18 protein-coding genes are annotated in these 12,809 nt (G+C 37.4%); 10 read left to right on the top strand and 8 right to left on the bottom strand.

Annotated elements, in window-relative coordinates:
* Positions 1 to 2: 2 nt before the first annotated feature.
* The 3 genes from ureC to ACIQ2D_RS11630 are packed head-to-tail and all read right to left on the bottom strand — an operon-like array spanning position 3 to position 2,355.
* Positions 3 to 1,715 (bottom strand): urease subunit alpha, encoded by a 1,713-nt coding sequence (gene ureC, locus ACIQ2D_RS11620; RefSeq protein WP_402864109.1) that lies wholly within the window; start codon positions 1,713 to 1,715, stop codon positions 3 to 5.
* Positions 1,712 to 2,035, bottom strand: coding sequence for an urease subunit beta (ureB, locus tag ACIQ2D_RS11625; RefSeq protein ID WP_402864112.1), 324 nt, complete (start codon positions 2,033 to 2,035; stop codon positions 1,712 to 1,714). Before ureB ends, ureC begins: the two co-directional genes overlap by 4 nt.
* A 17-nt stretch (positions 2,036 to 2,052) precedes the next feature.
* Entirely contained in the window at positions 2,053 to 2,355 is a 303-nt protein-coding gene (locus tag ACIQ2D_RS11630) for an urease subunit gamma (protein ID WP_402864115.1), read from the bottom strand.
* 470 nt (positions 2,356 to 2,825) lie between these two features.
* Between ACIQ2D_RS11630 and ACIQ2D_RS11635 the strand changes: the two genes are divergently transcribed.
* The 8 genes from ACIQ2D_RS11635 (at position 2,826) to ACIQ2D_RS11670 (ending at position 8,091) form a co-directional block, all read left to right on the top strand.
* A complete protein-coding gene (locus ACIQ2D_RS11635; RefSeq protein WP_402864118.1) occupies positions 2,826 to 2,984 on the top strand; it encodes a DUF1540 domain-containing protein in 159 nt (52 codons plus the stop codon).
* 204 nt (positions 2,985 to 3,188) lie between these two features.
* Positions 3,189 to 3,911 carry an ATP-binding cassette domain-containing protein gene (locus tag ACIQ2D_RS11640; protein ID WP_402864120.1) on the top strand — a complete coding sequence of 241 codons (723 nt, stop codon included), beginning with the start codon at positions 3,189 to 3,191 and terminating at the stop codon, positions 3,909 to 3,911.
* Positions 3,908 to 4,663, top strand: a complete 756-nt coding sequence (locus ACIQ2D_RS11645) for an ABC transporter permease (RefSeq protein WP_402864122.1) — start codon at positions 3,908 to 3,910, stop codon at positions 4,661 to 4,663. The genes ACIQ2D_RS11640 and ACIQ2D_RS11645 overlap by 4 nt, the downstream gene beginning before the upstream one ends.
* On the top strand, positions 4,664 to 5,053 hold the full coding sequence (locus ACIQ2D_RS11650) for a group-specific protein (protein WP_402864124.1): 390 nt from the start codon (positions 4,664 to 4,666) through the stop codon (positions 5,051 to 5,053). It begins immediately after the preceding gene.
* On the top strand, positions 5,031 to 5,564 hold the full coding sequence (locus ACIQ2D_RS11655; protein WP_402864126.1) for an RNA polymerase sigma factor: 534 nt from the start codon (positions 5,031 to 5,033) through the stop codon (positions 5,562 to 5,564). The genes ACIQ2D_RS11650 and ACIQ2D_RS11655 overlap by 23 nt, the downstream gene beginning before the upstream one ends.
* Positions 5,557 to 5,805 (top strand): hypothetical protein, encoded by a 249-nt coding sequence (locus ACIQ2D_RS11660; RefSeq protein ID WP_402864129.1) that lies wholly within the window; start codon positions 5,557 to 5,559, stop codon positions 5,803 to 5,805. The genes ACIQ2D_RS11655 and ACIQ2D_RS11660 overlap by 8 nt, the downstream gene beginning before the upstream one ends.
* Before the next feature lie 128 nt (positions 5,806 to 5,933).
* Complete coding sequence (locus ACIQ2D_RS11665) at positions 5,934 to 7,187, top strand: serpin family protein (protein ID WP_402864132.1); 1,254 nt, start codon at positions 5,934 to 5,936, stop codon at positions 7,185 to 7,187.
* A 97-nt stretch (positions 7,188 to 7,284) separates the two neighbouring features.
* Positions 7,285 to 8,091: a DUF169 domain-containing protein gene (locus ACIQ2D_RS11670; RefSeq protein ID WP_402864135.1), complete on the top strand. Its 807-nt coding sequence runs from the start codon at positions 7,285 to 7,287 to the stop codon at positions 8,089 to 8,091.
* Between the two features lie 187 nt (positions 8,092 to 8,278).
* Here the strand turns inward: ACIQ2D_RS11670 and ACIQ2D_RS11675 are convergent, their stop codons facing one another.
* The 4 genes from ACIQ2D_RS11675 to ACIQ2D_RS11690 form a co-directional block, all read right to left on the bottom strand.
* Entirely contained in the window at positions 8,279 to 8,929 is a 651-nt protein-coding gene (locus ACIQ2D_RS11675; protein WP_402864138.1) for an SIMPL domain-containing protein, read from the bottom strand.
* A 114-nt stretch (positions 8,930 to 9,043) separates the two neighbouring features.
* Positions 9,044 to 9,661: a DUF2238 domain-containing protein gene (locus tag ACIQ2D_RS11680; RefSeq protein ID WP_402864141.1), complete on the bottom strand. Its 618-nt coding sequence runs from the start codon at positions 9,659 to 9,661 to the stop codon at positions 9,044 to 9,046.
* A 195-nt stretch (positions 9,662 to 9,856) separates the two neighbouring features.
* Entirely contained in the window at positions 9,857 to 10,162 is a 306-nt protein-coding gene (locus ACIQ2D_RS11685) for a YunC family protein (protein ID WP_402864144.1), read from the bottom strand.
* Positions 10,163 to 10,313: 151 nt separating this feature from the next.
* Positions 10,314 to 10,436, bottom strand: coding sequence for a hypothetical protein (locus ACIQ2D_RS11690; RefSeq protein WP_402864147.1), 123 nt, complete (start codon positions 10,434 to 10,436; stop codon positions 10,314 to 10,316).
* 385 nt (positions 10,437 to 10,821) lie between these two features.
* Here ACIQ2D_RS11690 and ACIQ2D_RS11695 point away from each other — a divergent pair, with 385 nt between their 5' ends.
* Positions 10,822 to 11,535, top strand: coding sequence for a polysaccharide deacetylase family protein (locus ACIQ2D_RS11695; RefSeq protein WP_402864463.1), 714 nt, complete (start codon positions 10,822 to 10,824; stop codon positions 11,533 to 11,535).
* Positions 11,536 to 11,628: 93 nt separating this feature from the next.
* Here ACIQ2D_RS11695 and ACIQ2D_RS11700 read toward each other — a convergent pair whose 3' ends face one another.
* Positions 11,629 to 11,886 carry a hypothetical protein gene (locus tag ACIQ2D_RS11700; RefSeq protein WP_402864150.1) on the bottom strand — a complete coding sequence of 86 codons (258 nt, stop codon included), beginning with the start codon at positions 11,884 to 11,886 and terminating at the stop codon, positions 11,629 to 11,631.
* A 118-nt stretch (positions 11,887 to 12,004) separates the two neighbouring features.
* Here ACIQ2D_RS11700 and ACIQ2D_RS11705 point away from each other — a divergent pair, with 118 nt between their 5' ends.
* A complete protein-coding gene (locus tag ACIQ2D_RS11705; RefSeq protein WP_402864465.1) occupies positions 12,005 to 12,796 on the top strand; it encodes a DUF2268 domain-containing putative Zn-dependent protease in 792 nt (263 codons plus the stop codon).
* Positions 12,797 to 12,809: the final 13 nt, after the last annotated feature.

Raw genomic sequence — 12,809 nt, forward strand, 5'->3', positions numbered from 1 at the left:
CCTCAGAATAAGAAATAGCGCTGACCCATAGGCACCGTATCAACCGGGTCACATGTCAGCAATTCTCCGTTTACTTTTACTTCGTATGTTTGCGGATCAACCGTAATATTTGGTGTTTCAGCATTTAACTTCATATCTTTTTTTGTTAGCGTTCGAATTCCACCAACTGGTAAAATTATTTTTTGTAGGCCAAGTTTTTCGTGGACACCATCATCATAAGCCGCTTGAGAAATGAACGTAGCTGAACTTTTTGCTAATGCTTTCCCGAATTGAGCGTACATTGGACGATAAATATAAGGCTGTGGCGTCGGGATAGATGCATTGGCATCACCCATTAATCCAGTAACCGCAAGACCGTTTTTAAGGACCATTTCTGGTTTCACTCCAAAGAACTTTGGATTCCAAAGAACTAAATCCGCCATTTTTCCAACTTCAATAGAACCCACATATTTCGAAATACCATGAGTAATAGCTGGGTTAATCGTGTATTTGGCAATATAGCGCTTAACGCGATTGTTGTCAGCATGTTCGCTATCGCCTTCTAGGGAGCCTCTTTGTTTTTTCATTTTATCGGCTACTTGCCATGTCCGTAAAACGACTTCCCCTACACGGCCCATTGCTTGGGAATCTGAGCTCACCATACTAAATACGCCCATGTCGTGAAGGATATCTTCAGCTGCAATTGTTTCTTTTCTAATTCTAGAATCGGCAAAAGCGATGTCTTCTGGTACAGAAGGATTTAAATGATGGCAAACCATGACCATATCAAGGTGTTCGTCGATCGTATTTACGGTATAAGGGAGGGTAGGGTTCGTTGATGAAGGCAGAATGTTAAGGTAACCTGCTGATTTGATTAAATCAGGTGCATGGCCACCGCCTGCGCCTTCAGTATGGTACATATGGAGAACTCGATCTTTTACTGCAGCCATAGTATTTTCCATAAAGCCACTTTCGTTTAATGTATCTGCGTGCAATGCAACTTGAATGTCATATTCGTCTGCAACTCGTAGTGCGTTGTCAAGAGATGAACCAGTTGCGCCCCAGTCCTCATGAACTTTTAAGCCGATAACGCCAGCTTTCACTTGCTCGATTAATGGCTCAACAGAAGCAGCATGTCCTTTGCCTGTAAAACCGATGTTAATTGGGAGACCTTCAGCCGCTTCTAGCATACGGTGAATATTCCATTCACCCGGCGTAACTGTAGTTGCTTTAGACCCAGCTGCAGGACCTGTACCACCGCCAATTAGTGTTGTCGTACCAGCTGTTAGTGCCACTTGTACTTGTTCCGGGTTAATAAAGTGAACATGTGTATCGATAGCTCCAGCTGTCACAATCAAGCCTTCACCGGCAATTATTTCAGTAGATGTACCAATAACGATATCTACATTATCCGTAATTAGTGGGTTACCGCTTTTGCCAATGCCGAAAATCTTGCCATCGCGAAGGGCTAAATCGGCTTTACAAATGCCTGTATAATCTAAAATAATGACGTTCGTTATAACGGTATCAGGCACACCATCTTCGCGTGTAGCAAGTGGATGCTGACCCATGCCATCGCGGATCACTTTTCCGCCTCCAAAGACTACTTCTTCGCCATATGAAGTGTAATCTTTTTCGATTTGAATAAATAACTCTGTATCTGCAAGACGGATAGAGTCACCAGTAGTTGGTCCGTACATTTCAGCGTATTGCTTTCGGGACATTCTAAAACTCATGCTTCATCCTCACTTTCTAATTTACCGTCGACTTTATTGTTGAATCCATAGATCCGACGCTCTCCGGCAAAATCAATCAGCTGTATTTCTTTTTCATCTCCAGGTTCAAAACGAACAGCAGCGCCAGCAGGGACATTAAGCCGCTTGCCGTAGCCTTCTTTTCTATTAAAATGGAGTGCTTCATTTACTTCATAAAAATGAAAATGTGATCCAACTTGAACAGGTCGGTCCCCTGTATTTGTAACAGTGATAGTAGAAACGACGCTTCCTTCATTACAAATGATATCTTCTTCTTTTAAAATGTATTCTCCTGGCAACACTTAGAAATCCCTCCTATTTATCGTATCGGGCTGTGGACAGTCACCAATTTCGTTCCATCTGGGAAAGTGGCTTCAACCTGAATATCATTAATCATTTCTGGTATACCTTCCATAACATCTTCACGTGTTAAAATCGAAGCGCCATATTCCATTAGTTCAGCAACTGTTTTCCCGTCCCTTGCCCCTTCCAATACCTCATATGTGATGAGGGCGACAGCTTCTGGATGATTTAATTTTAATCCTCTATCTTTTCGGCGCCTTGCAAGGTCTGCTGCAACCACTATCATTAGCTTGTCAATTTCTCGCGGCAATAAATGCATAGTTCATTCCTCCTGGTAAAATCTCAAATAATAACTTGCTTTATTTGGAAGAAAGGGAGTTCTTACTTACTAGAAAAAGCAAAAAATAGTTTACTTATCTTCTCTGAAAGCCCAGTACTTAAACCTTTCTAGAGAATTTTAACATATAAAGAAATTAAGGTGAAATTTAACGCAGTAAAGCAAAAACTAATTCTAAAGTTTTCTCTAAATAAAGAGTTATACATAACTTTTTAACTAGAGAGTCATGCTTGAGCGTATTTGAAATCCACTTACACGTGTATGGATTCCACTCGTAACAAACGTTTTTTACTATTTGATTTTCTGACCATATTTATAAAGCAAACTTAACAAAAAAATAAGGGGAATTTAACTGAAAAAACGTCGTCAATGATAATATGACCACTTTTGCATGCTTATAGTATCAACTAATTCAAATTTGTTAAGGATAGCAAAGGAGGAGGTGTAATACTATGGCTCAAGAAGTTCTTTGTGAAGTTAATAATTGTACGTATTGGGGCTCTGGCAACAAATGCACTGCAGAGGCTATTTATGTCGTTAGTCAAAATGGTAAACAAGCTTCCAACAGTGAAGAAACAGATTGTCAAACATTTACCCCATCTGAACACTAATCGTCTGAGGGTAACCAGAATAATGGTTGCCTTTTCCTTGTTTTAGTAAGGATAATAATGTAAGTGTAATAGCGTTCAAAGCACCTTGGAAATTCAATTTTTTTATACATATAATCGTTTTTTAAAAAACTTTAGAAATAATATGAACTTTTTCCTTCCCTCGTTTGTATAGTTAGTAAAACCACAAATCGGGAGGGATGTTTTATGCAACTTTCTTTGAAAGGTGTAGTAAAGCAATATAATGGAACGACTATTTTAAATGGGGTCTCAGCAAGCTTTTACGCAGGCCATTGTTACTTATTACTCGGTAAAAATGGTGCGGGAAAATCGACTTTAGCAAAATGTATGGTAGGCGATGAGAAAGTAGATGCGGGGGAGATTGTACTTAATAGCTCATCTTCTCAAGTGTTTGACGAAATTGCCATGCAATATCAATCCTTTGAGAGTTATAAGCATTTAAGAATTCGTGAGATCATTCAATTGTTCAACAGGTTAACGGAAAATGCTTACTATTCAGAGGAATTGTACGAAATTTTAGGTATTGATTCTTATGAACGCGTGCTATTAAAAAATGCGTCGGGTGGTCAACGTAAAGCTGTATCGATCTTTTTAGCATTTTTGCTCAATAAGCCAATCCTTCTTTTAGATGAGCCATTTGCGGATTTAGATCTAATGAAGAAAAAGCAATTACTTCTTTTTTTACAAACAACAATGCAACAACAAAACAAATTGTTAATCATTATTAGTCATGAAGTGGCGGAGTTTGAAGCGTTATTTGATTACATCTACATATTAGACAATGGGAAAATTGTAGAGCATGGTAAGAAAGATGAATTGCAGCAAAAATATATGCATGCAGTATTGCCAGGGATTGAAGGAATTTATTTTGATGTCACAGGTCAAGTATTGGGAGGAAGAGGCGCATGATCACACAAATTGCACGTATGTATATGCTAGAAAACTTTCGTAATATGGGTGTATTGTTGGGAAACTTGTTTACACCCTTTCTTTTCATATTTATTTCATGGATAATTAAAATGTCATTTTCAGGAAGTGAAGAGACGCTTTTCTTTATGATTAAGGGGCAATTTATGCCGATTTCCATTCTATTACTCATCTTTTCATTTGCCTTTTCTAGTGCAACAATTTATTTAGCAGATTTAAAAGCAGAGCGTACCTACAACTGGATACAACGTACAGATGCTACACTGTTAAAATACTATTTAGGGATGGGTATTGGTGTATTTACTTTAATGAATATATGTTTAGTCATTTTATTAATCGGTTATCGTTTGTTAATAGATATACCATTAGCTTCAATGACGATGATTGTTCTTGTTAGTAATTTTGTTTTACTGGCACTTTATCCGTTAAGCTTTATTTTGGCTGGGCTATTTCGGAATGGCAAAGTTGCACAAAGTATGCTTGTGCCAATTATGCTCGTTTTTATGTTTTCGATTACGATGACGACTCTGTTTGTAAGTTTAGCAGGTAAAAACCCTCATGATTATTTTGTATTCTTAAGTTGGAACCCCATGCTATATTTAAATGACATTGTGCAACTTAATCTAGATTTAATACAGAAAACTTGGTTGCCTCAGTATCAATATTTTTTAATTTTATCAGGTTTAAGTTTGTTGTTAGCGATTATCGCTAAAAAAATTTATAGCATTCGGTAGGTGATTTCTTTGAGTATAGGGTGGATTGTGTCAATCATTGTTGTAGGAATCTGGTCTATTATTATTATGGCAATCATGTTTCCTATGAATAAAAAATATGTTGTAAAAGAAAATGGGAAAATTAATTATAAAAAAACAACGATTTATTTGCGTTGGAATGTATTTGATACGCTAACGCTTGTTTTAGCAATTTATACGATTCTTTGTGTGCAGGCATTAAATATGCTACTTTCTTTTGGTCAAACAATTGAAAATCCATATGTGCAATTTTTTACAAATCAGTCGCAAGCATGGGTGATTGTGATTGTAGGCTATTTGGTTTCTCGTGTTTCCATGACATTAAAGTCGATTAAGGCTCATTGGGGGGATGAGCTTGATGACAAGCAATGAGGAATGGATGGAGGCTTATAAAAGTGGGGACGTAGTGGGCTTCGAAAACCTTTACAGTCGTTTGTATGAGCCTCTTTATTGCTTTTTGTTTCGTTACACAAGGGAGGAGCAGCTAAGCATTGATATTGTGCAAGATACCTTTGAACGTTTACATCTTATAAAAGATGATTTTGATCATCGTAAAGGAACGGTTAAAGCATTTTTATTTCAAATTGCATATAGGCTAATGATTAATAAATTGAATCGACGCAAGAAATGGCGTACATTATTTCCATTTTTAACACCTACGCCAAGTTATTGTCTTTCATCAGATGAGAAATTAACAGTGCAACAGGCGATTCTTAAACTACCTGATAAACAACGTGGTGTTATTTTACTAGCGTATTATCATGATTTACCTCAAGAAGAAATCGCCCAAATTTTATCGATTCCTATGGGTACAGTAAAATCGAGGTTACATAATGCAATAAAGGCATTGAAGGAAGAGCTAAAGGAGGATTTTCATGCTTAAAGATGAATTTCAGCAGGAAAAACAATTAAAAAAACAATTAGATAAGTATGAAGTACAGATTCCTGAGTTATCCTATCAAATGAAACGTGGTAGATGGCAACGCTTCATTCAATATTTAGCCTCTCCAACGAAAGATCCATTAGAGCCTATTTGCACATCTTCAGTTGGTTATACATCACTAAAAGTAGTCCCAATCGTGTGCGGGATTTTCATCACTATTGTTCAAATTCTAATGCAATAACCATTCTTCAACGTATTCATTTCATCAAATTGCAATGATATTTCATGATTAGAATAGCAGTAGTTATATAAAAATGTTTAATTTCTCTAAATTTATACACACTAATCTAATAAAGGATGGTGATGAATTTGAAGAAGTACATAGTTTCGCTCGTGATAATAAGCCTATTGGTGTTTGTAATAGGTTGTGGGGAAGGGTCAAACTCCAAAGGTTTGAAAATCTCGAGCAATGCGCAATTTGGTGAAGATGATTATCAAAAAATTATGTCTGCTAATAATCAACTAGGCTTTCAATTACTAAAAGAAGCCAGTGAGGATGAAAAGGGCAATGTCTTCATTTCTCCAATGAGTTTATTCATGGCATTGTCCATGCTTTATAACGGAGCAGATGGAGAAACAAAAGAAGAAATTTCTAAAGTTTTACATGTTGAAGGAATAGATGTGACTGAGCTAAATCAAGCAAATGCATCATTAATGTCGAGGCTTAATAATCTCTCAAAACAGATTCAATTAAACGTTGCGAACTCCATTTGGCTAAATGACAATTTTCAATTTCAAGCCGATTTTGCCCAAAGTAATAGCGATTATTTTAATGCCGAAATACAGGAGATTAATATTACTGATAGTAAGTCCCCTGAAAAAATTAATGAATGGGTTAAAAAGTCGACAAATGGAAAAATCGATAGAATTGTGGATAAACCTTTAGAAACGGAGTTAGTGGCAATGCTTATTAACGCGATCTATTTCAAAGGGGACTGGACACACAAATTCGATAAAGAACAAACGCAAAAACAGTCATTTCATTTAAAGGACGGTACAACAAAAGATGTACCACTAATGGCTCTAAATGAAAAACTAGCTTATTTAGAAAATGATAAATTCCAGGCAGTTTCTCTTCCGTATGGCGATGAAGCAATGAGCATGAAAGTATTTTTGCCGAAAGAAAACTCTAGTATAGAAGAATTGGAAGACATGCTCACAGTGGGTAGCTGGAAACAATGGAACTCAGCATTTATTAAACAAATTGGAACGATCTTGCTTCCGAAATTTCAATTGGAATTTGAAGTATTATTAAACGATACTTTGAAAAATCTTGGGATGACGACAGCGTTTGAAAATAACGCTAATTTTGCGAAGATGATTCAAGAAAATACTTCGTTATTCATTAGTGAAGTAAAGCAAAAGACCTTAATTGATGTCAATGAGGAAGGGACAGAAGCCGCCGCTGTAACATCGGTATCAATTGCAGAGACGTCTGCTCCAGCAGAATCCTTTTACATGAAAGTAAATCGGCCGTTTTTCATTGCGATTACAGAAGAGAGTACAGGCGCAATTCTATTCATGGGCTCAATTTCAAATCCCCTGACGGTAAGTAGTGATTAAAAAATTTTTCCCTTTAAGTCTACCCTGAGAATAAAATCTACTTGATTAATAATCTGAATAATTAGATAATTAATAGTATCTCAAAGGGGGGATATGGATGGAAACGACATCGCAAACGCAATATGATTGGAAGGAAATCGTAGCAAGTCTTAACGAACTCCTTCGCTTAAAAGCTACACCAGTAGGCATGAAAAAAATTACTACTCGAGCAGAAATGGAGGCAATACCTAAAATACGCCGCCCAGATAAACGTTATTTGCTCGATCAACTTGTTGCACAATCGGTTCGTCTCGGTTGGACAATTGGGGTCACAGCAGATGATCTTGCTATGAAACAGTGTGGAGCAATCGCTGGGTTAATGCCACAAGACGAGGAATTCTACTCCGGAGAAGCGATGGATGGTGTGTGGTTTGGGACACGTGAAGATTCGGCAGCTCACCAAAAAAGTCTAGATGTCGTGCCTTATGGAAGTTATGAAGCTCTTGCTATTTCGCCACTTGCAGCAGGGAGAATTGAGAGCCCTGATATTTGTTTAATCTACGCAACGCCAGGTCAAATGATGTTATTGATTAATGGTTTGCAATGGGTAGGATTTAAGAAATTCGAGTGGAGTGTCTCTGGGGAAAGTGCGTGTGCAGATTCATGGGGGAAAGCGCTAGCGACTGGAGAACCTAGCCTGTCCATTCCTTGTTATGCGGAACGCCGATTTGGAGGCGTTTTAGATGAAGAAATGCTCATGGCTATCCCACCGCAAGATTTGGTAAAAGGGATCGAGGGCTTAAAGAAGCTTTCTAAAAATGGCTTGCGTTACCCAATCCCGCAAGTTGGTATTCAGTCCGATACAACCGAATATCTCGCACGAATTTATCCTGAATGGGTAAAACCAAATAAAAAAGGTAATTGATTGTAAAACGAATATCTGTTATTGAAAAAATTAAATAATATAGATGTGGACTGTATTTTTATCGAACGTTGGTAAAAATACAGTCCTTTTATCTTCATTCAGCGAGTGGCAGGACACCTGCTGAATGAAGATAAAGCCTCCGGCGGATGTCACAGATTTTGAATTGTGCCGAGGCGTAATTGAATAGTTAATATTGAAATTTGACCCGAACAGCTGCGCTAATTGTCATTTGTCCCTGTTCGATTGGCGTTGATATAGTTTGGTCTGCCATTGCTAGTGATTTATAGAGGACAGGTCCACTATTATTCTCTTCCACAATTTCGATTGGCTGAGGATATAGGGATAATTGCATGGTCTCTGCGATTGTTCTAGCCTTCATTTGTGCATTTTGAAGAGCTAAACTAAGCGCTTGTTGATAGTACAGGTCTGTATCTTCAATTTTGAATTGAATTGAGGAAATACGATTGGCACCGTTTTGCACTGCGGTATCAATGACAGTTCCAACTTGGCTGATATTTGTTACTTTAACAGATATGGCATTTGTCACTTCATAACCTTTAAAAACCTGTTTTCCGTCAATAAAGTCATAGTTGGGAGATATCGTATAACTGGCTGTTTGTATATCTTCTCGGGGAATATTGAGCTCTAAAATTGACTGAATCACGCGATTCATGATGATGGCATTTTCTTGTTGAGCTTCTTGTACATTCTCACCTTGTATACTTACTTCAATTTGAAGTTGGACATAACTTGCTGTAGCCACTACTTTGCCATTTCCCGTTACTGTTATTACACGTAAAGTAGGGTGTGGTTGCTGACTAATGTTTGTATAATACATCGGATTCCACCTTCCGTATGTTTCATACTACTAATTCTATGCTCTTAGTCTAAAAAGCTTGTCGGTCGTATTTTGTTCGATAAAGGTGGTGGACACCAGGTTATTGTATTATCCTTATTTATTTTTTAACAATTTATCATGTATTTTAGAAAAAATGACTAAGGTCAGAACAGCACCCACAAAGGCTAAGGACATGTCCCATTGTGCGTCCCATTTATCACCTTGCATCCCTAAAAAGTCTTTTGAGGTTTTTCCACCTTTTGATATTTTCGTACTTAACCACTCGATAATTTCATATAAAGCAGCTATTGCTAGCACAATACTAATCGTAATGCCCGACAACCATGCACCTTTCGTTAATGGGGTGAAAGCTAATAATATTTCTCTTACAACTATGGCCGATAAGCCTTTTAGAAAATGACCAAATCGATCGTAATTATTTCTATGCAAATCAAACTCCTCTTTTATCCAATTAAAAAGAGGAACCTCTGAGTAAGTATAGTGACCACCGATAAACGTTAGAATCGATAAAAGGGCGATAATACAGTAGGAAAATGTAGTGAAGCGGAATTTGTTATAGGTTGTGATAACAATGCACAAAATAATAACTGCTGGACTAACTTCTGCTAACCAATCTAAGTAAGCAGCTGGTTTAATAACAGACCAGATAAAAACTATAGAAACAATCGCTAGAAGTGTTAAATGTATCTTTGAATGTTTACTTGTATGCACCTGTATTCACTCCTTCTACCAACAGTATGGGGAAGGATAGGTTTGCTTATACAGTGGGATAATGTCTTATAAAAAGCTTCGATTATGTGAAAAATCACTATGAGTTTTATTACGCAATTCATAAAATAGATCTGTCTCAGAAAGTCATTTTATAATGACTTTCTGGCCAGCTCATTAATAAAGCGCCTTATTAGGTTACTCAACCATTTGTAGTAATGCCTCTACGCCGGTCATTCCTGAAAAAATGCCAAGTTGTTCTGCCTCATAAGTAACAGATTCGAGTGGGGCCGTTAATAGCTCGTCAATTGTTTTTACGCCAACTGCTCGACCAGCAATGATCTTTCTATCAACTAGCCGGCTATTCAAAAGCCCAACATCTAATGCCCCACACATGATATAGCCAGTACCATTTGAAATGGTTAACAACGTTGTTTTCGGTAAGCAAACAGTGACAGCTGTAAAAAAATGTCCTTTAATCATGATAGGCTCTATTGTCACCATAGAAATCACTCCTTTTATCTATATACATATGGTTAGGAGCAAGAAGATGTTCGAGGTATTTCATTGAGAAAAGAATTAGATCCTTTAGCTTGGCAAAAAAGTTATTATTAAATGCAAAAAAGCTACTCCAGGGAGTAGCTTTATCAATTCATTATTTTGTATAAGAAAGTACCGCTGTATGTTTGAAGTTTTCTAATGCCTTTGTCGCCTCGTTTTTAGTGCTGTACTCAAACATACGGAATGTATCTTGTTCAAAAACTGTAATTACCCACATAATGAAGCCTCCTTTGCATTTGAATTTTGTGCTATAACAGACTGATGAATTTTGATTATGTACTAAAGTTGTTGTATATCAGCTGTGTATCTCATTCTACTCTTATTTTTGAAAAAAGGAAGGGTCTTGTGAATGTTTTCACAAATAGTTCAAAATTGAATGGCAGTTTTTGAAAATTATTTGAAGATAGGTATAAGTGTAATATTGAATGAATAAATTGGGGGTTTTGTATGAATGCGTTTACAACTGAATTGTTTTCTGAAATAGTTTTTAGGTAACTATTTCTCCGGTATAATTCACGCCATTTCGCAAATAGTAAGACAACAGAGCTTTGTGAATTTCCTTTCACTTAGGAGGTGGAGTTTTGAGATGGAATCATGTATTGATGTTGACGATTTGTGCCCTTGTACTTTCTGCATTTTATGTGGGATCTAAGACTTCGGCAGATAAGGGTAGGAGTTATTATGAAGAGACGGGGCAAGTTGTGTGGGATATCGACACAGAGGAAAAAGTAATAGCATTGACCTTTGATGATGGCCCACATCCCAGAAATACAGAAAAAATATTAGACGTATTAGCAAAATACAATGCGAAGGCTACTTTCTTTATTGTTGGAGAAAATGCAGAAAAGTATCCCGATCTTGTCCAACAATCTTACGAGGAAGGACATGAGCTTGCAAATCATACGTATACTCATCCATATAATGCATCGGTAACGGAATTGCAGGATGAACTAGAACAAACGAATGAAATCATTTACAGTATTACGGGTTTTTTGCCTACATTATTTCGTCCTGTCGGTGGAGCTTACGATGATCAATTAATCAATGCGGTAGCAGATGATGGCTACAAAGTAGTGATGTGGTCTTATCATCAGGATACGCAGGATTGGAAAGAACCAGGTGTAAACAAAATTGTCAATAAAGTGTTAAAAGGAACGAGACCTGGGGATGTGATTTTGTTCCATGATGGAGGAGGAAATCGCGGTCAAACTGTCAGCGCACTTGAAAAAATATTGCCAGAGCTGCAAAAGCAAGGCTATACTTTTGTCACCGTTTCAGAACTAATTAGGGGCAATCAAAAAGAGGTTGCAAAATAAGTTTGAAAATAATCTTATGATATAGGCTTGTTTATTTTTGCACGTAGAAAAGGGCCACCCAAAATAAAATACAGTTTGGATGGCCCATTTTCATTAGAAAAAGAAAAGTGGTGCTAGTGCAATGCCGGCAATGGCACCTAGTGCGATACCGAAGCCAAATCCTCCAAAACCAAACCCTCCACCCCAGAAACCTAGGCCGTAGCCTCCAAATCGTCTATCAGGTTGAATCCACACTTGATCTCTATCTATCCTTGTAATTCTCCCAAAGTGTTCTCTACCATCTTTACATGTAATTCTTACGCGTTTGCCATGATGCCTACAACAAACATTATATGCTTCATTTGGATTCACAAATATCCCTCCTTTCTACAATGTTACATAGTAATATATGCATCTGAACTTATAGGACACTAGCCAATTGTCTAGCCGAATCATAAACTAGAGAAAAGGAGGGAGAAGTGTGTCTGTGATGCCAACACAAAAGTGGTTATTGAAATTGTTGGATGCTTATAGGAAGCCAAATGGGAAAAGCTTTGAAAAAATCCACTGTGAGGTCATCTGTAGCCCTCTAATAGATGTGTTTTTGAATGCATATCCAGAAGAAATACAGTATGAATTATTACAAAATGGATTATTCATGCCACATGAAACAGTTGATGTAGTGGAATTGGAGAAAAAGGGTATTTGGCAAACGATAAAGGATGAATACGAACGATTAAAAGAGAAATGGAATGGTCCGGAAGTGCCCATTTATATCTTTCCAATTACAAGTGAACACGCGATTACAAACAAAAATGGAATTGCCTATAAAGATGCTGTGTTTTTATTCGTTTCTGCGGAGCTTGAAAAAGAAGAGCTTCGTGCATTATTTGCCCATGAATACAATCATGCTTGTCGGCTCCATTATTTAAATAAGTCACTTGATGAGGTAACTTTGAAAGATTCTCTTTTGTTAGAAGGGTTGGCAGAGTGTGCGGTGGAGGAATTATACGGTGAAAGGTGGCTGGCACCTTGGTTAAAACTGTACACAAAGGATGAACTTCTTTTGGTATGGCAGGAGCATTTTTTACCTTCTCTTGAAGTGCAAGGGGTGCATAATCATTTTGCGTTTTTATATGGTGGTCAGCTGCCAAGATGGGTTGGTTATTGTATCGGATACGAAATCGTTCGGACGTATAAAGCGAATCGTATTACTAACGAGGATCTCTATGTGAAATCGACAGAAGAAATACTCGCCGGTTCGGATTTTCCATTACAATAGTGGAGAGGAGTGA

This window comes from Lysinibacillus sp. NPDC097287 (genome assembly GCF_044761695.1).
In the GTDB taxonomy this organism is placed as follows: domain Bacteria; phylum Bacillota; class Bacilli; order Bacillales_A; family Planococcaceae; genus Lysinibacillus.

What these genes read in the sequence shown, in the direction of transcription:
- ureC (WP_402864109.1), bottom strand. Translation starts at nt 1,715, where the DNA reads ATGAGTTTTAGAATGTCCCGAAAGCAATACGCTGAAATGTACGGACCA.
- ACIQ2D_RS11630 (WP_402864115.1), bottom strand. Translation starts at nt 2,355, where the DNA reads ATGCATTTATTGCCGCGAGAAATTGACAAGCTAATGATAGTGGTTGCA.
- ACIQ2D_RS11635 (WP_402864118.1), top strand. Translation starts at nt 2,826, where the DNA reads ATGGCTCAAGAAGTTCTTTGTGAAGTTAATAATTGTACGTATTGGGGC.
- ACIQ2D_RS11640 (WP_402864120.1), top strand. Translation starts at nt 3,189, where the DNA reads ATGCAACTTTCTTTGAAAGGTGTAGTAAAGCAATATAATGGAACGACT.
- ACIQ2D_RS11645 (WP_402864122.1), top strand. Translation starts at nt 3,908, where the DNA reads ATGATCACACAAATTGCACGTATGTATATGCTAGAAAACTTTCGTAAT.
- ACIQ2D_RS11655 (WP_402864126.1), top strand. Translation starts at nt 5,031, where the DNA reads ATGAGCTTGATGACAAGCAATGAGGAATGGATGGAGGCTTATAAAAGT.
- ACIQ2D_RS11660 (WP_402864129.1), top strand. Translation starts at nt 5,557, where the DNA reads ATGCTTAAAGATGAATTTCAGCAGGAAAAACAATTAAAAAAACAATTA.
- ACIQ2D_RS11670 (WP_402864135.1), top strand. Translation starts at nt 7,285, where the DNA reads ATGGAAACGACATCGCAAACGCAATATGATTGGAAGGAAATCGTAGCA.
- ACIQ2D_RS11675 (WP_402864138.1), bottom strand. Translation starts at nt 8,929, where the DNA reads ATGTATTATACAAACATTAGTCAGCAACCACACCCTACTTTACGTGTA.
- ACIQ2D_RS11685 (WP_402864144.1), bottom strand. Translation starts at nt 10,162, where the DNA reads ATGGTGACAATAGAGCCTATCATGATTAAAGGACATTTTTTTACAGCT.
- ACIQ2D_RS11690 (WP_402864147.1), bottom strand. Translation starts at nt 10,436, where the DNA reads ATGTGGGTAATTACAGTTTTTGAACAAGATACATTCCGTATGTTTGAG.
- ACIQ2D_RS11695 (WP_402864463.1), top strand. Translation starts at nt 10,822, where the DNA reads ATGTTGACGATTTGTGCCCTTGTACTTTCTGCATTTTATGTGGGATCT.
- ACIQ2D_RS11705 (WP_402864465.1), top strand. Translation starts at nt 12,005, where the DNA reads ATGCCAACACAAAAGTGGTTATTGAAATTGTTGGATGCTTATAGGAAG.